General features: G+C 64.2%; 10 protein-coding genes and 1 pseudogene. 5 read left to right on the top strand and 6 right to left on the bottom strand.

What is annotated here, in order from left to right; translation table 11 throughout:
* Positions 1 to 71, top strand: a pseudogene (locus ACQE3M_RS16035) (IS6 family transposase); the annotation flags it as partial.
* Positions 72 to 236: 165 nt separating this feature from the next.
* Here ACQE3M_RS16035 and gltB read toward each other — a convergent pair.
* The 4 genes from gltB to ACQE3M_RS16015 all read right to left on the bottom strand — a co-directional run bounded on the left by gltB (position 237) and on the right by ACQE3M_RS16015 (position 9,170).
* Positions 237 to 4,922, bottom strand: a complete 4,686-nt coding sequence (gene gltB, locus ACQE3M_RS16030) for a glutamate synthase large subunit (RefSeq protein ID WP_430506528.1) — start codon at positions 4,920 to 4,922, stop codon at positions 237 to 239.
* Between the two features lie 286 nt (positions 4,923 to 5,208).
* The gene (proS, locus tag ACQE3M_RS16025) at positions 5,209 to 6,681 is read right to left on the bottom strand and encodes a proline--tRNA ligase (protein WP_430506527.1); all 1,473 of its coding nucleotides are present in this window, start codon (positions 6,679 to 6,681) and stop codon (positions 5,209 to 5,211) included.
* Between the two features lie 1,103 nt (positions 6,682 to 7,784).
* Positions 7,785 to 8,339 (bottom strand): DUF7097 family protein, encoded by a 555-nt coding sequence (locus ACQE3M_RS16020; protein ID WP_430506526.1) that lies wholly within the window; start codon positions 8,337 to 8,339, stop codon positions 7,785 to 7,787.
* 87 nt (positions 8,340 to 8,426) lie between these two features.
* Positions 8,427 to 9,170, bottom strand: coding sequence for a creatininase family protein (locus ACQE3M_RS16015; RefSeq protein ID WP_430506525.1), 744 nt, complete (start codon positions 9,168 to 9,170; stop codon positions 8,427 to 8,429).
* 138 nt (positions 9,171 to 9,308) lie between these two features.
* On the opposite strand from ACQE3M_RS16015, the gene ACQE3M_RS16010 reads away from it, so the two are divergent.
* Positions 9,309 to 12,650, top strand: coding sequence for a PKD domain-containing protein (locus ACQE3M_RS16010; protein ID WP_430506524.1), 3,342 nt, complete (start codon positions 9,309 to 9,311; stop codon positions 12,648 to 12,650).
* Positions 12,650 to 13,573, top strand: a complete 924-nt coding sequence (locus ACQE3M_RS16005) for a hypothetical protein (protein WP_430506523.1) — start codon at positions 12,650 to 12,652, stop codon at positions 13,571 to 13,573. The genes ACQE3M_RS16010 and ACQE3M_RS16005 overlap by 1 nt, the downstream gene beginning before the upstream one ends.
* On the opposite strand, the gene truD is transcribed toward ACQE3M_RS16005, so the two are convergent.
* Together truD and pth2 are read right to left on the bottom strand one after the other, a co-directional pair.
* Positions 13,574 to 14,923 (bottom strand): tRNA pseudouridine(13) synthase TruD, encoded by a 1,350-nt coding sequence (gene truD / locus ACQE3M_RS16000; protein WP_430506522.1) that lies wholly within the window; start codon positions 14,921 to 14,923, stop codon positions 13,574 to 13,576. It abuts the gene before it with no gap.
* Positions 14,923 to 15,261 (bottom strand): peptidyl-tRNA hydrolase Pth2, encoded by a 339-nt coding sequence (gene pth2 / locus ACQE3M_RS15995; RefSeq protein ID WP_430506521.1) that lies wholly within the window; start codon positions 15,259 to 15,261, stop codon positions 14,923 to 14,925. Before pth2 ends, truD begins: the two co-directional genes overlap by 1 nt.
* Positions 15,262 to 15,394: 133 nt before the next feature.
* On the opposite strand from pth2, the gene dcd reads away from it, so the two are divergent.
* Both dcd and ACQE3M_RS15985 read left to right on the top strand, forming a co-directional pair.
* The gene (gene dcd, locus ACQE3M_RS15990) at positions 15,395 to 16,021 is read left to right on the top strand and encodes a dCTP deaminase (RefSeq protein ID WP_430506520.1); all 627 of its coding nucleotides are present in this window, start codon (positions 15,395 to 15,397) and stop codon (positions 16,019 to 16,021) included.
* On the top strand, positions 16,018 to 16,917 hold the full coding sequence (locus ACQE3M_RS15985) for a thiamine-phosphate synthase family protein (RefSeq protein ID WP_430506519.1): 900 nt from the start codon (positions 16,018 to 16,020) through the stop codon (positions 16,915 to 16,917). The genes dcd and ACQE3M_RS15985 overlap by 4 nt, the downstream gene beginning before the upstream one ends.
* Positions 16,918 to 16,981 lie beyond the last annotated feature (64 nt).

Here is a 16,981-nt window from a genome sequence, read left to right as displayed (position 1 = left end):
GCCATGCCAGAGCAGAGACCGTCGAAAACTGGTTGCAAGCGTTCGCTTTCGCATGGAATCAGCTTATCTGAACACTACCTGGTGGTTCAGTGTAGCAGCCTCTGCACCTATGCTTGCAGTTTTTAAGCAAGAGTGGCCAGGGCTATCCATCTGTTCCAGTCAAGAGGAGTAGCCACCGCGTTTCAAGCTGCGGTTTATAAACGCCCACCAACGCAAAAGCCCGCTACGAAGCCTACTCAGTCGTCGCTATGAGCGACGCCGGAGTCGGCCTCGACGCCGGCGTCCACACCGGCAGGCTCGGGCCGGTCCTCCCGCACGTCGGCGCCGCGACCTTCCTCGATGACCTCCGCGTAGGCGTCGGGGAAGACGCGAGTGAAGTCGTCGACGACGGCGGCCCAATCATCCAACAACTCCGCGGCACGCTCGCTTTCGGTGTAGGCGGCGTGGTTCTCGACCAGGCGCTCGAGCATCGCCTCGTCCGTGTCGGTGAGCTCGTCGGAGAGGCTCACCATGCCGGTGTTCGCGGTGTCCGCGAGCTTGTCCTCGGGGTCGTAGACGTACGCGACGCCGCCGGACATCCCGGCCGCGAAGTTGCGGCCGAAGTCGCCGAGGACGGCGACGACGCCGCCGGTCATGTACTCGCAGCCGTGGTCGCCGACGCCCTCGACGACCGCCTTCACGCCGGAGTTGCGGACGCCGAAGCGCTCGCCGGCGACGCCGTTGACGTACATCTCGCCGTCGGTGGCGCCGTAGAGGCAGACGTTGCCCGCGACGACGTTCTCGTCGGCCTCGTAGCCGGCGTCGTCGGGGGTGTTGACGATGAGCTTCCCGCCGGAGAGCCCCTTGCCGACGTAGTCGTTGGCAGCACCGGTGAGCTCCATCGTCACGCCCTGCGCGAGGAACGCGCCGAAGCTCTGGCCGGCGTAGCCGTCGAACTGGCAGGTGATGGTGTCGTCCGGGAGCGGCCCGGCGGGCGCGGTGGCGACGCGGTTCGAGAGCGTCGCCCCGACCGCGCGGTCGACGTTGCTCACGTCCTCCGAGATGGTCACCGGCGCGCCTTCCTCGATGGCGGGCGAGGCGCGGTCGATGAGCGTCCAGTCGAGCGCGTCGTCGATCTCGTGGGTCTGCTCGCGGGTCTTCGTGCGGTCGGTGCCCGCGGGGTCAGCGATGACCGACGAGAGGTCGAGGTGCCGGGCCGTCTCGTGGTCCGTCTCGCGCTGTTCGAGCACGTGCGGCCGGCCGATCATCTCCTCGACCGACTCGAAGCCGAGCTCGGCCATGATCTCGCGCAGCTCCTGCGCGATGAACGTCATGTAGTTGATGACGTGGGCGGGCTGGCCGGGGAAGCGGTTCCGGAGGTCCTCGCGCTGGGTCGCGACGCCGACCGGACAGGTGTTCTCGTGACACTGCCGGGCCATCACGCAGCCGGCGGTGACCAGCGAGGCGGTGCCGAAGACGTACTCCTCGGCGCCGAGCAGGGCGGCGACTGCGACGTCGCGGCCCGTCTTGAGCCCGCCGTCGGCCGTCACGCGGATGCGGTCGCGCAGGCCCGTCGCGCGGAGCATCTGGTTCGTCTCCGCGAGGCCGAGCTCCCAGGGGAGCCCCGCGTTCTTGATGGAGGTCTTCGGCGACGCGCCCGTGCCGCCGGAGTGGCCGGAGACGTGGACGACGTCGGCGTTCGCCTTCGCGACGCCGGTGGCGATGGTGCCGATGTTGGCGCCGGAGACCAGCTTCACGTTGACGTCGGCCTCGGGATTGGCCGACTTCAGGTCGTGGATGAGCTGCTTGAGGTCCTCGATGGAGTAGATGTCGTGCTGGGGCGGCGGCGAGATGAGCCCGACGCCGGGCGTCGAACAGCGGACGTGGGCGATCATCTCGTTGACCTTCTTGCCGGGGAGGTGCCCGCCCTCGCCGGGCTTTGACCCCTGCGCCATCTTGATCTGGAGCTCGTCGGCGCTCGCGAGGTACTCCGCGGTGACCCCGAAGCGGCCGGAGGCGACCTGTTTGACGTTACACTCCTTCTCCGTGTCGAACCGGGCCGGGGGCTCGCCGCCCTCGCCCGTGTTCGACTTCCCGCCGAGGCGGTTCATCGCGACGGCGTTGTTCTCGTGGGCCTCCGGCGAGATGCTGCCGAGGCTCATGGCGGCCGTCGAGAAGCGCTCGACGATCTCCTCGACCGGTTCGACCTCCTCGACCGGGATCGGGTCCCGGTCGGACTCGAACTCCAGGAGGCCCCTGAGCGTCTGGAGCTTCTCGGACTGGTCGTTGACGAGCTCCGCGAACTCGCCGTACTGCTCGTAGTCGCCGGAGCGGACGGCCTGCTGGAGCGTGCCGACCGTCTCGGGGTTCCAGCCGTGTTTGACCCCCTGCGTCCGGTGTTCGTACTCGCCGGTGGTCTCGAGCTCGGGGTCCGCGCCGAACGCCATCGCGTGCCGCGTACGGGCCTTCCGCTCGACGTCGTCGATGCCGATGCCCTCCGTCCGGGTCTCCGTTCCCTCGAAGTACTCGGCGACGAAGTCGGAGGAGAGCCCGACGGCCTCGAAGATCTGGGCGCCCTGGTAGCTCTCCATCGTGGAGATGCCCATCTTCGCCATCGTTTTCAGGAGGCCGTCCTCCAGCGCCGTCCGGTAAGCGGCGATGGCCTCGGCCTCGTCCGCGCCGTCGGGGCCGGCGACGACGTCCGCGATGGACGCGTACGCGAGGTACGGCGTGACGGCGTCGGCGCCGTAGCCGACGAGCGTCGCGACGTGGTGGACCTCGTGGGCGTCGCCGCTCTCGACGACGACCCCTGCGTGGTTCCGCAGGCCGTTGCGCACGAGGTGGTGGTGAACCGCGCCCATCGAGAGCAGGCTCGGGATCGCGAGCCGGTCGGGGCCGACCTCGCGGTCCGAGATGACGAGCACGTCCGCGCCGTCCTCGATGGCCGCCGCCGCCTCCTCGCGGAGGCGCTCGACGGCGGCCTCCATGTCGCCCTCGGCGTCATAGGTCGCGTCGAGGACCGCGCTGGTGAACTCGCCCGACGCGTCATCCCCGCCCAGCGCCTTGATCGCGTCCGTCTCATCGTCCGAGAGGATCGGCGTGTCCGCGACGAGCTGGTGGGCGTGTTCGGGCGTCTCGGCCAGGAGATTACGCTGGTGGCCCAGCCGCGTTTCCAGCGAGGTGACCAGCTCCTCGCGGATGTAGTCGATGGGCGGGTTCGACACCTGCGCGAACAGCTGCTTGAAGTAGGTGAACAGCGGGCGGTCGACGTCGGTGAGGACGGACAGCGGCGTGTCGTCGCCCATCGAGCCGACGGGGTCCTTCCCGGCCTCGGCCATCGGCTTCACGAGATGGTTCATCGAGTCCGTCGTGTAGCCGAAGGTGGCCTGGTGGGCGCGGAGCGGGCTGGTCGTTTCATCAGGTTCGTCTTCGTCGGCCTCCACTGCGTCACCCTCCGCACCCGCGACGATCTCCTCGAACTCGGAGTCGATGCCGGCGGCCTCGCCGGAATCCTCCTCGACGACCTCGTCAAGCTGGACCTGCTGCTCGTCGACCCACTCGCCGTACTTCTCGTCGGTGAGGCTCTCGAAGACCTCCTCGTCGGGGACGACGCGGCCCTCCTCGAGGTCCGCGACGAAGATCTGGCCGGGCTGGAGCCGGCCGCGGCTCTCGACCTCGGCCGGGTCAGTCGGGAGCGCGCCGACTTCGCTGCCGACGATGAGACGGTCGTTCTCCGTGACCTCGTAGCGGCAGGGGCGGAGCCCGTTGCGGTCGAGGACGCCCGCCACCTGGTCGCCGTCGAAGCCGAGGACGAGCGCGGGGCCGTCCCACGGCTCGACGATCGAGGCGTGATAATCGTAGAAGTCCGCGCGGTCGTCGGCCATCTCGTCGTCGTCGCGGAACGCCTCGGGGATGAGCATCCGCATCGCGTGCGGGAGGTCACGGCCCGTCTGGAGCAGGAGTTCGAGGGCGTTGTCGACGGAGGCAGTGTCGGACTGGTTCGGGTCGTCGATGATCGGCTTGACCGTCGCCAGCTCGTCGCCGAAGGCAGGATGGGCGACGTCCGTCTGGCGGGCCCGCATCCAGTTGATGTTGCCCTGGATGGTGTTGAACTCGCCGTTGTGGACGATGTTGCGGTACGGGTGCGCGAGGTGCCACGCGCCGAGCGTGTTCGTCGAGAAGCGGGCGTGGACGAGGGCCACCCGGCTCGCGAAACGGTCGTCGGTCAGGTCGGGGAAGTAGTCCTCGAGCTGGGTGCCCTTCAGAAGTCCCTTATAAACGACGCGGCGCCGGTCGAGCGAGACGACGTAGAAGCGGCCGGCCCCGTCGACGTCGTCGACGGCGTCCTCGATGGCCTTGCGGGCGACGTAGAGCGCGCGGTCGAAGCCGCGGTGGGGGTCCGTGTCGGTGACCGAGGCGGTGAACCGCTCCTCGGTCGTCTCGGGGTCGACTGGCGCGACGAGCACCTGCCAGTGGTCCGGTTCGGAGTCGAGCGCTGTCTGGCCGAGGGCGGTGTTGTCGGTGGGGACGTGGCGCCAGTCGAGCACCTCGAGCCCGTAGTCGGCGAGCGTTTCGGCGACGACGTCGAACAGCGCCGCGCGAACGCTGTCGTCGTGGGGCATGAAGACGGAGCCGACGGCGTACTCCTCGGGGAGGTCGGCGTCGACGACGTCTCGGAAGAAGGGGTCGGGACGCTGGACCATGATCCCGGCGCCGTCGCCGGTGTTCGGTTCCGCACCGGTCGTGCCGCGATGTTCGAGGTTCTCGAGCAGGCGTACCGCGTCCGCGACGGCGTCGTGTGAGGGGCCGTCGTCGAGGTCGACGACCGCGCCGACGCCGCAGTTCGACTTCGCGTCCGTCGGCGAGGCGAGCAGGTCGTCGGCCCCATCGGAACCCGCCGGGTCCGCGTCGGGCCCGGGGGTGGTACTGTGTGGGTTTGTCATACGAGTAAAAATCAAAGACTGGCGTAAAGGGCTGACCCTCATACGATTAGGGATCCTTTCCCACACATTAGGGAATATAAGGTCATTATTGTACAGGGTCCTTCACCGTTTATGATGGGTCTCCGCTGGTCGAGCCGGCCGTATCCGGATCGTGGTAATTAATAGCATGAACGGGTAGTCGCAGACGGCTGGTTTATAAAAGAACGGTGGCCCGACGAGGAACAAAAACCGCGAGGATGTGTGGGTCGACGACGCGACCGGCGTCCGCGACCTCGCGTTGCCGGCGTCAGTACGACTTCGCGAAGTAGGCCGTCCGTTCGGCGGCCTCGCCGCAGACGCCGCAGGTCTCGTCGTGGTCGGCGTCGACGAGGTCGTCCTCGTCCTCGAAGGGGACCATCACGATCTCCGCGGCGATCTGGTCTTTGATCTCCTCCTCACAGTCCTCGTCGCCGCACCACGGCGTCTTCACGTAGCCGCCGTGCTGGCCGAGCGTCCCGAGGATGTCCGCGCGGTCGTCGGCCTCGCGGACCTCGCCGTCGAGGTTCTCCTCCGCGTCGGCGTACAGCTTGGCAAAGACCTCGTCGAGGTGGCTCTGGACCGTCTCCGCGGTGTCCTCGCGGTCCTCGACGATCGACTCGCCGTCGGGGCGGTGGACCAGGGTGAGCTCCTCGTCGTCGACCTCGTTGGGACCGATCTCGATGCGGAGCGGGATCCCGTTGAGCTCGTGCTCGTTGAACTTGAATCCGGGGTTGCGCTCGTCGCGGTCGTCCAGTTCGACGCTGATGCCGGCGGCCTCGACGTCGTCGGCGACCTCCTCGGCGTAGTCGAGGACCTTCTCCTTCGTGTCGGCCTGCCAGATGGGGACGATGACGACCTGCGTGGGGGCGACCGTCGGCGGGAGCACGAGGCCCTGCTCGTCCGAGTGGGTCATGATCAGCGCGCCGAGCGCGCGCCAGGAGAGCCCCCACGAGGTCGTGTGGGCGACTTCCTCCTCCTCCGCTTCGGTCGTGTAGGTGAGGTCGAACGCCTCCGCGAACGACTGGCCGAGGTGGTGTGACGTCCCGCCCTGCACGGACTTGCCGTCGGGCATGAGCGCCTCGACCGTCGTCGTCACCTTCGCGCCGGGGAACTTGTCGTGCTCGGGCTTCTGCCCGCGCAGCACCGGAATCGCGAGGTGGTCCTCGTAGACCGACTCGTACTGGTCGAGCCGCGTCATCGTCTCCTCCCACGCCTCCTCGTCGGTCTCGTGGGCCGTGTGGCCCTCCTGCCAGAGGAACTCCTTCGTGCGGAAGAACGGCTTCGTCTCCGTCGCCTCCCAGCGCACGACCGAGCACCACTGGTTCACGCGCAGCGGCAGGTCGCGGTGGCTCCGGACCCACTGGGACATGTACGGCGCGATGATCGACTCCGAGGTCGGCCGGACGGCGAGCCGCTCCTCGAGTTCCTCGTGGCCGGCTTCCGTGACCCAGGCGACCTCGGGGTCGAAGCCCTCGACGATGTCCTTCTCCCGTTCGAGGTACGACTCGGGGATGAACATCGGGAAGTAGGCGTTCTGGACGCCCGTGTTCGAGAACTTCGTGTCGAGGAAGTTCTGGATCGACTCCCACAGCGCGTAGGCCCGCGGGCGAGTGACGATGAAGCCGCTCATTCCCTCGGGGCCGTAGTTCGCGAGCCCCGCCTTCTGGACGACCTCGGCGTACCAGTCACCGGTCGCGTGCGACTTGCTCTCGGTGATTCCGAGCTCTTGCTCTTCGGTCATTACGTTGAATCACCGGCGTGGGCGACTTAAACCGTCCGAAGGGGCGTCAGAACTCCGCATGGGAGGGGTGGGTATTTGTACGGGTTGGTGGCGACTGATTCGGACTGAATGGAGATGGTGTCCGTCATTTTCGTGGGGATCTGAGCGGGTATTGTGGTCTTGTTTTCGCGCGCTCATGTTTATAAACAGGAATTTCAGGTGCAGAGGATGCTACATTAAACCCAAACACCCAGAAAGCCCTCGGCCGCTCTTGCTTATAAACTGGATGTACAGGTGCAGACGCTGCTACACTTGACAGCACCGCAACCACCCAGAAAGCCCTCGGCCGCTCGCGGTCGCTGAGCGACATATCCGCGCCTCTCCGCACCGCCCGGCGCGGATAGGGGTCGGCTCAGCGACTCCCCTGCGGCGCGACCGGCCATCGCCCTTTCAGTCCGCCAGGACAGCGCCGCGACAGCGACAGCGCCGCGACAGCGACAGCGCCGAGACAGCGACAGCACCGCGACAGCGACAGCGCCGCGACAGCGACAGCGCCGCGACAGCGACAGCACCGCGACAGCGACAGCACCGCGACAGCGACAGCACCGCGACTGCACCGCGACTGCACCGCAACCGCAATTCCTCAGGCCTCCCCAGCCTCGGCCGGGGCGCGCCGGCACTGCAACGCATGGCGCGGCGCGCCACCGGCCTCCCTCGCACGCGTTACTCGCGCGCGCCAACCGCCCAGCACCGCACGCCAGAAAGCCGACGCACTCCGTCGGTAAACCAGCCGCCGCGAGCGACGCCCCGGCCACCACTCCCGGGCGGGACTGAAAGGGGCAGCCGCTGAGCGGGACGCCCTGCGAAGTAAGCACCACAACCCGGCGAACGAGCGAAGCGAGTGAGCCGGGTGAGGAGCACAGCGAGCAGCGCGACCGGTCAGCGGCTGGGGCTTTCTGGGCATGCTGAGTGGTGTTGCAAGTCAGGCGAACTGACTTTATTTATCAGAGCGACCGGTCAGCGGCTGGGGTTTTCTACGTGTTCTGAGTTGTGACAGTTGCAGGAAATCCCAACCAACCACTCAAATCGCCCAGTTCAACCCCTAATAAATATAAACCCGATAATTACTCGAACCGTTCACTCGCGGAGGTGAACCCCATTTCGTCCAGCTCCTTTCCGTGGCGCTGTTCACGCTCGGCGATCGCCTCCGGGTCCGGGCTCGCGTCGTCGTCGATGCGCGCGAACGACTTGTGCACCTTGGCGTGACACCAGCGGCAGAGCGCGACCGTGATCTCGTGGGGGCCGGCGTCGTCCGCGGCCATCCCCGCCTCGCACACCTCGACCGACGGTTCGTCGCTCGCGTCGCCGTACATCAGGTGGTGCTCCTCCAGGAGGGGCTGGACGTCCTCGTGCGCGATGCGGACCTCCTCGAGGCCGCACCGGACGCACTCGTTCATGTCGGTCGTCGATCGGTAGTGCGGACAGGCCTTCCAGCAGCCGTCCTCGCCGACGTGGCACGCGTAGTCGTCGCGGCGGCGCTCGGCGGCGAACTCGCGGTCGGCCCCGGCGTGATCGAGGGCGTAGCGACACCGGCCGTCGCTGGTGAGGTGGTCGCAGATGTCTACGACGTCGTAGGGATCGTCGACGCCGACCGGCGTCCCGTCCGGAGTCCGCTCCATGGGCGGCGTTGTGCGTCATCCCTTTTGAACACCCGGGTCCGTGAGGCGCTCGAAGGGGCAGCCCGACGGAATCCGGGTTTGAAAGGCCTACCAGCCGGCGTCGATGTCGGCCTTGATCGCCTCTAAGATATCCTCGGTCGTCGACTCGACGATCGGCTCCAGCGCGTCGGCGTCCGAGTTCGTCGGGTCGCCGAGGCCGCCGAGTTCGGTCACGTCGCTGAAGTACTCGTAGGAACTCGTGTCGGGCATTTCGCGCGCCTCCTGCGGCGTCTTCTTCTCGGAGCGGACGAGGTCCGGCCGATAGAGCTCGACGAAGCTCGTCTCGTGGTCGCCGGCGTGGCCCCAGCCCTCGCCGAACTCCTCTTCGAGCGCCTCGCGGGCGTAATCGGTCCAGTGGACGTAGTGGACCGTCAGGTCGGTGTCGCGGCCGAGGCGGTCGGCCGCCATCGAGAGCGGCTCCTTGTTGCCGCCGTGGCAGTTCAGGAAGAGGAGGCGCTCGGCGCCGTGTTCGGCCATGCACTCGCCGATCTCGACGACGACGTCCATGTAGGTCTCCCGCGAGAGCGTGATCGTCCCCGGGAACGGCATGTGGTGCTCGGAGACGCCGTACTGCAGCGTCGGGAGGCGGAGCAGTTCGAGGTCGAAGTCGGGCGCGGCGTCGACGAGCTCCGCGGTGAGGTGATCCGCGCGGAGGGTGTCCGTCGACACCGGGAGGTGCGTCGAGTGCTGTTCGATGCTGCCGGTCGGGAGGACGGCGATGTCCGACTCGTCGATCGCCTCGCCTGCCTGCTCCCACGTCATGCCGAAGAGGTCGGCGTCGGTCTCGGGCATAGGCGAAGAGGTGTGGGCTTCGCTGAAAGGGCTACGGGTAGCGGAGAGGGAAGTATAAATCATCCAGGTTTGATATACATTCAATTACTGAGTACCTAATATTTATACCAGATACCGAGGATACCTTCCCCCGACTGGATGAAACATCGTGAACTGATCCTCGTACTGTTGCTCGCTGCCGCGTTGCTCGCTACAGGTGTTACTGCTACCGAGGCAAACACGCCGCTCGCGGAGGCTGGACTGGACCAGTCCGTGACGCAGGGTACGACGGTGTACCTCGATGGAGGCGGGTCGCACGCACCGGATGGTGAGATAGTCGCGTACCGCTGGGCCATCGAGAGCCCCGGCGGAACCGAAACGACGCCGGAGGATCCGAACGGCGTTCGGACGACCTTCGAGGCCGACGAGCTCGGCGTCTACGAGGTCACGCTCACCGTCACTGACGATGCCGGTCGAACCGCCAACGATACGCTGTACGTCGACGTCTCCAGAGGCGAACCGCCGTCAGTTTCGGTCGAGGGTCCGAACGCGACGCTCGTCGGGAGCGAGGAGACGTTTAACGCCGCAATCTCTCCGGGTGATGCAGCCATCGAAGAAGTGACCTGGAAGGTCGATGGCGAACCGGTAGCGAGCTTCAGCGACGTCGAATCGGCTTCGGACTTCTCGCACCAGTTCGAGACGCTCGGAACGGCGGAACTCGCGGTCACAGTCGTCGACGAGGCCGGACAACGCGCCACGGCGACGACGGTGACCGACGTCGTAGAACCCGAAAGCTCCGACAGCGGGGGCTCGTCAGGTTCTAACGGGTGGTACGACGGCACCGCTGCGGACGCCGATCCGGTAATCGAGGGACCACAGATCGTCGACGGCGAAAAGCCGCTCGAGGCGACACACCGGATCTCGTCGGCGTCGACGTCGCAGGTCGAGTCAGTCACCTGGCTGGTGGACGGAGACCCAGTCGGAGAGGGCGTCGAGTACTCAGCAACCTGGGACCCGGGCGAATACACGCTCAGCGCCGTCGTCCGCTACGAGGACGGATCCAAGCGGGTCGCCACGTTCGAGGACGGCAGTCGGGACGTCCTCGTGAATCCGAAACCGGCTATCGAGCTGAAGGGCTTTGACGGGTTTGACGGTAGCGTTAGCGGGACCGTCTTTGCGACCGACGAAATGGACTCGCTTCGCTCGGTTTCGATCTGGGTCGACGGAGCGGAAGTTGAGCGCTGGGTCGGTAGAGGGATCGGTGCGAAGCAGATCAGCTTCAAGCGTGACGGCGTCGCGGACAACGAAGCGCATACCGTCACGGTCGTCGCGACCGACAACCTCGGCCAGGAACGACGCGTGACGACGAACGTAACTCCCGTAGGGAAGCCGGAGATCGTGTCCGCTGAGTTCCTTAACGAACCTGTCGATTCGTATCACGAGCGGATCGATGCGAATCGATATACGGCGAAGTACGAGGTTGTTGTCGACTTGAATGGGTATCCAAGAGAGAACATCTCGATTACCACCAATGGTTCGAAAACACAACCCGTTTTTAAAAGGACTGCCCAGCGGAGAGAAAATAAAGACACCGTACGGGTTATTTACGAACTTTCATACAAAACACCGCGTAAATATAGGGTGAAATCCACTATCTTTCTTTCAGATATGACAGGAAGCTTAGCTTCTGATAGAGCTAAGAGGTCACTTATTGTGGAACCTAGTCCTCCAGAGATAAGGCTCAAGATTCGAGTAAATCCGGAGGGCCCAGAATATGGCCAGCGGCGTATCTTTCTGAATGCTTCTGATTCGTTCGACCCTGACGGGACTGCGCTGATGTATTCCTGGAACCCCGATATGGTCGAAGCTAGCGTTGGAAATTCATTGAAAAATGTATCGCAGAAGAACGAGATTGTTCTGAAAGTTGTCGATCAGCACGAGAAATCATCCGTCCTGAGGAGATCCATGGACGCATACTATTCACCAATTCTGAAGGACACTGAATTGGGACGGGAAAACAATACTTACAGACCTGACGAAATGGTGGAAGTCTCCATAATTTACAAACACCACACTGCAGATTGGGAGTCTTTCCAAAATGCTCCAATAGAGATTGAAATAGTCGACGGAAACGGAGAGGTAGTTCATTGGGGCAACAACCGAGGGTCAAAGGCCGAGACGACAGGGCGGATGGAAGCAATCGTAGAAATACCGGCTAGAGAGTTCATTCAGGGAGAACGCCCGAAGGTGCGTGTATACAACGCGAAGAACCCTGATCAAACGACCCGAATAAACACACTACCAAAACCTGAAATAAAGACCGTTGACGAGCCGTTTCTAATGGATATTCAGGTAGAGAACGTCGAATATCTCGTTCGGAAATCGGTATTTGATAAAGTCGAGGTAGATACCTTGGCGAAGGCGAAGTTGATGGCCAAGTCGGATTACCACATTCAGGCCGAGAAGACGCGAACTCTGTACGTCCTGGAAAAATATGTCCAACAAGAAGCTGAATACGAAACCAAGGTCGAGAAATTCGACACGAAAGCTCAGCGTGACTTTTTCGTCCGAGGGGCTGAAGAAAATTGGGTCTCTGCAGGTTCTGAGACGCACACGGAAACTGTCACTGAAACGGTAACAGAATGGCGTTCAGCACGAAGTGGAGATGGACAATATACCGGCGAATCTCGACGGGTACAAACGAGCGAGCCGAAGTATCAAACAGAGTATAAGTACGAGTACGAGACTACCGAGTACTATACAGAATACGTCGATGTCACGCGGTTTGGCACCCGAACAGTCACGGAAGAACGAACTCGGACGGTGCGAACTTGCAAACCCTTCGGCTGCTACAAACACGAAGACTCGTATACCGTACAGACGACTGAGACGTACACGTATACGGTAACTGTAGCACGAACCCGGAGTAAGACGGTGACGGAGACTTACTGGTCCACGTCTCAACTGGCAGGCGATCACCGTCGGACTGGAGCAACCCGGAAAAAGAAAATATCAGATGCGGAGTACGAAACCCAGTATAAATACGAGGTAACAAGCACCCGTACAACGGAGAGAACTGAATATCTAGCGTCGCGGACCGTTCAGACGCAAGAATCGATTAACCGATGGAAAAAATATGATACGGTATCGTCATCTTCGAAAGCAGGCTTCATAACTCGTGAAAATGGAATTAGACTAGCGGGTACTAAAAGGAAGAGTTACTGGGTTTTAGCGAAGCAAACTGGCAGTAACGAAAGCTGGGTTAGTTCGGTATCTGACGAGTCGGATGTTGCCAAGACGCGGGCAGACGTCGCGTCAGACGTTGTTGAGTACGATCTTAGACGCCGCACTGGGCAGAGAGAACTCCGGAAAACAGGAACTGTTGAAATACAATTTAAAGAAGAAAACAAGTGGACAATCGATGAGATACGTTCCAGTTTCGAGGAGAAGGATTTAAGCACTATTTGCAGAAATAATGCTGCCACAGACTGTAGAAAATAATGAAGAAAGTGTTACTCACGTCTCTAATTGGCGTATTGCTCATCCTTTGCTTAGCGCCAAGCGTACCGAGTGCAGCAGAAAGTGAGGTGGTATATAATGATGAAGTGACTTCGGACTTCAATATCACTTTTAAGGTGACATATTTTGAAAATATGTCTATTAGAGTTCAGGCTGAAAATGAAGCAAGATACTCCCGTGAGAGTTTCTACTCTGTTTCGTTCGGACTTACTGAGGTTGTCTATCAAAACGTGACCCTAGCTCCAGGTCAATCTAAGACATACACTCACGACCTCTCTGAATACCCGGATCCAGAGAAGGCCCAACAGAATGTGTTATTCGCCATAATCGGGCCAAACATCGAATATACATACAATAGAACGACGAATGCTGACGATACTGGCGAGGTACTGATGGCGAAAATATCGGAGGTGAGTGTCGAACCCGCTCTTGACGGTAACGGCACGGAGCTCGTCGTAACTGTAACCGATCCGTCACCGCATGCCTATACCAAAACCCTAGTCGTCTACTCAAGGGAGTCTCATCGGATCTACGGATACCCCATGACCGGTAAGAACAGATCGGACACAGTCCGAATCCCCCTGAATGAGCAACGGGGCGAGCTCGTAGAAGGGGAGATCCGCCTCTATAGTGGCGATACGTTCGAGGAGAACTCCACCATGGACATGGTCACGTTCCAAGGTCGCACCAACGGATCGACGTCCTCGGAAGAGGTCGAGTTTGAGCGGATCGACGACCCTGGGAACTACTACTACGGCATGGAGAACGACTCCACCGAGGACGACCTCGCGGTAACCAGCGACGGCGACGTCACCAACCTCGGAATCGCCGCGGGGATGCTCGGGGCCGGCGCCCTCGCCCTGCTCTCCATGTTCGCGGTCGGCGTCCGCCGCAAACTCGGCTAACTACAGCTCCAGCGGCCCGCTTTTCAGGAACTCCCGCAACAACACCGTTGCGTAACTCCCGCTCGGAAGCGCGAACTCGAACCACAGGTCGTCGTCGACCTCGAGGTCCGTCCGAAGCAGGATCGCTCGCCTGGTCCCCGTCGACCCGAAGTCGCCCGGGAGGTCGAAGTCGCTCGGCTCGATCCCGACCTCGTCGACCACCTCGCGCTCGATCTCGCCGGGCTCGCCGTCCGCGAGCTCCGTCTCGGTGCCGACGAGCGGCGCAGTGACGAACGCCTTCCCGCGCTCGCAGTGGCGCTCCATCACGCGCACGCGCTCCTCACTGACGCGCTGGAGGCGGTCCGTGTCCGGGGCGTACAGCTCCGCCGGTGCGTCGCCGTCCGCGAAGCAGGCGACGTCCCCGGCGACGGGGCGGTCGAAGGGGAGCCCGCGTTCGAGGCGCTCGCTGAGGATCCGGTTGAAGACGTACGACTGCGCGGCGTTGACGAACATGCGCTGGAGGTTGCTCGGGACGGCTTCGAGCGCGTTCCGCCAGTCCGCGTCGGTCTCGGCGCCGGTCTCCTGGAGGCGGTGCAGCATCGAGCGCTCGAACCGGAGCGCGTTCGGCATCGCGTCGAGACAGGCCTCCCAGTCCGGGTCGTCGGTGTCGAACTCCGCCTCGACGAGGTCGCGCGCTTCCTGCGTCGCTTCCGGTTCGGTTTCGTAGGGGTTGCCGACGTACGCCCGCACCGCACCGCGCCAGTCGCCGCGGAGCGCCGCGAGTCCGACGGCGTGGGTGACGGGGCGCCGACTGCCGAAGCGCTGCTGGCCGAAGTAGTTCGGGACGCCGACGGAGTCGTCGTCCCCGGCGCCGGCAAAGTCCCGCAAGTCCGCCGCGATCCGCTCGGCGCGTTCGGGCGCGTCGTCGACCGCGTCGCGGACGCAGATCTCGAAGGCGTTGCCCGCGAGGTCGCCGAAGGTGAGCGGTCGCCCCGCGCGGCCGACGACGTCGATGTCGGCACCGCGGATCTCGGGCAGGTCCTCGGGGTCGATACCCTCGATCGTGATCAGCTGCGTCGTGATCGCGCGCTTGTCTTTCGTGCCGGCCCAGGAGACGCGCTCGCGACTGATCCCGAGCGCGTCACTCAGTCGACGGACGAAGTCGTTGGTGTCCCAGTTCTCCAGTCGGACGCGACAGACGAGCTCGGGGTACGGGCCCGGATCGGCGTCGACGGGCTCCGTCTCGAACTGCTCGAGCTCGCGGACGCGAAAGTCGCTCGGGTCGACGCGGAGCTGCCCGTCGATGCCGTCCGCGTCGCTGACGTAGTACTCGATGCCGACGGCGTCCTCGATCGGGTGGGCCGACCGCATCAGTACAGCGAGAGGTCGCCGGTGATCCGGTCGACGATCTCCTCCGAGGCGGGGCCGACGGCAAGTGCCGTGACCGTACCAGGCTCCAGCTGCGTGTGGCCCGCGTCCCGGACGATCGCGTGAGGGATCCCCTCGCGTTCGGCCTTGTCCGCGAGCTCGAAGAGCTGTGATTCGTTGTCGCCGCGGAGGACGATCTTCTTCTGGCCCGACCCTTTCCACTGCTTCCGCGTTCGGGAGCCGGCGTCCTCGTAGGCGGAGAGGGACGCGTGGGCGACCTGCGCGGCGAGCTTGCCCTCGCCCATCCCGAGGTCCTTGCGTGCGACGATGGCCTGTTTCATAGCGGAGGGACGGTCGGGGCCGACAAAACGGGTGCGGTTCCTTGGGCGACCAGCCCGTCGCACGCGCCGCGGGCCGTGGCGGCGCGTGGTCCGTACCGGGACCTTTTAACTCGGGCAGCGCCCTGTTTCGGGCATGATTCTGTCGGACGTAGACATCCTCGGGCGGCTCGAGGACGGCGACCTCGAGATCGACCCGATCGACGACCTCGATCAACAGGTGCAGCCGGCGAGCGTCGACCTGCGCCTCGGCGAGGAGTTTCTCGAGTTCCAGCGCACGAACATTCCGTACATCCACCCGGACAGCGCCGACGAGGTCGACGACTACGTGACGGAAACGCACGTCGACGAGGGCGACGACTTCATCCTCCATCCCGGCGACTTCGTCCTCGGGACGACGAAGGAGCGCGTCTCGATCCCCCCGGACCTGCTCGCGACGGTGCAGGGGCGCTCCTCGCTCGGGCGGCTCGCCATCGTCATCCACGCGACCGCCGGCATCGTCGACCCGGGCTACAAGGGCCAGATTACCCTCGAACTGTCGAACCTCGGGACTGCGCCGGTGGCGCTCTCGCCCGGAATGCGCGTCTCCCAGCTCATCTTCACCGAGCTGAAGACGCCCGCGAAGCGTCCCTACGGCGAGGAGCGTGGGTCGAAGTACCAGGGCCAGTCCGGCCCGCAGGCCTCCCGGATCGACCACGACCCGGAGTTCGACGGCGACGCGGGCGGGAGTAGCCGGGGGTCGCCGGAGGACGTGGGCCGATGAAGTTCATCGAGGAGATCGTCGTCGAGGAGTTCCTCCCGACGGTGCGCTCCATGCTCGCCGAGGACCTCCGCGACCGCGGCTTCACGCAGCTGGAGGTCGCCGAAGCGCTCGGGATCTCACAGTCGGCCGTCTCGAAGTACGCCCACGGCGACGTGGAGCGCCGCGACGAGATCGTGTCCGACGAGCGCGTCCAGGACCTCGTCGAGACGGTCGGAGAGGGGCTCGCCTCCGGCGACATGAGCCGGGTCGCCGCGCTCGTCGAGATCGAGGTCCTGATCCGACAGCTCGAGGAGGGGGACGTCCTCGCTGACCTCCACGAGGAGGCGATGCCGGAACTGTCCGAGGCGGACGTCGAGTTCGCCATCCACGACCCGGAGAGCGCCTTCCGCGAGCGCGAGCAGGTGCTCGCCTCGGTCCGCCGCGGCCTCCGCACGCTGACGAACACCTCCGGCTTTGCGGGCCTTATCCCGAACGTCGGCGCGAACGTCGCCGAGTGTCTGCCGGACGCCGAGGGCGTCGACGACGTCGCCGCGGTCCCCGGTCGCCTCGTCGACGTCAAGGGCCGCGCGATGGTGCCTGGCGAGCCCGAGTACGGCGTCAGCGAGCACGTCGCCTCCGTCCTCCTCGCCGCCAGATCCGCCGGCAGCGACGCACGCGGGATCGTCAACCTGCGGTACGAGCCGGCGCTGGTCGAGGAGCTCGCGGAGACGTACCCGACCGTCGAGTTCAGTGCCGAGCAGGAGACGGCGGACGCCGTCGCGACCGCGGTTCGCGCCGAAACCCCCGACACGCCGCTCGTCCTCTACCAGACCGGTGCCGTCGGCATCGAGCCGATCGTCTACGTCCTCGCCGCGGACGCGCCGAGCGCCGCGCAGGTCGTCAGGGACCTCTTATAAACCCACCTCGGCAGTTTATAACCGCCCGTCGCCGGCGACGGCTCGCCGGTAGTTCTTCGGTCCT

The organism is Halosubterraneus shenae (genome assembly GCF_050510935.1).
Classification (GTDB): domain Archaea; phylum Halobacteriota; class Halobacteria; order Halobacteriales; family Haloferacaceae; genus JBDGPU01.
Note: the sequence above shows the minus strand (reverse complement) of the source record. Positions and strands in the feature narration are given on the sequence as shown.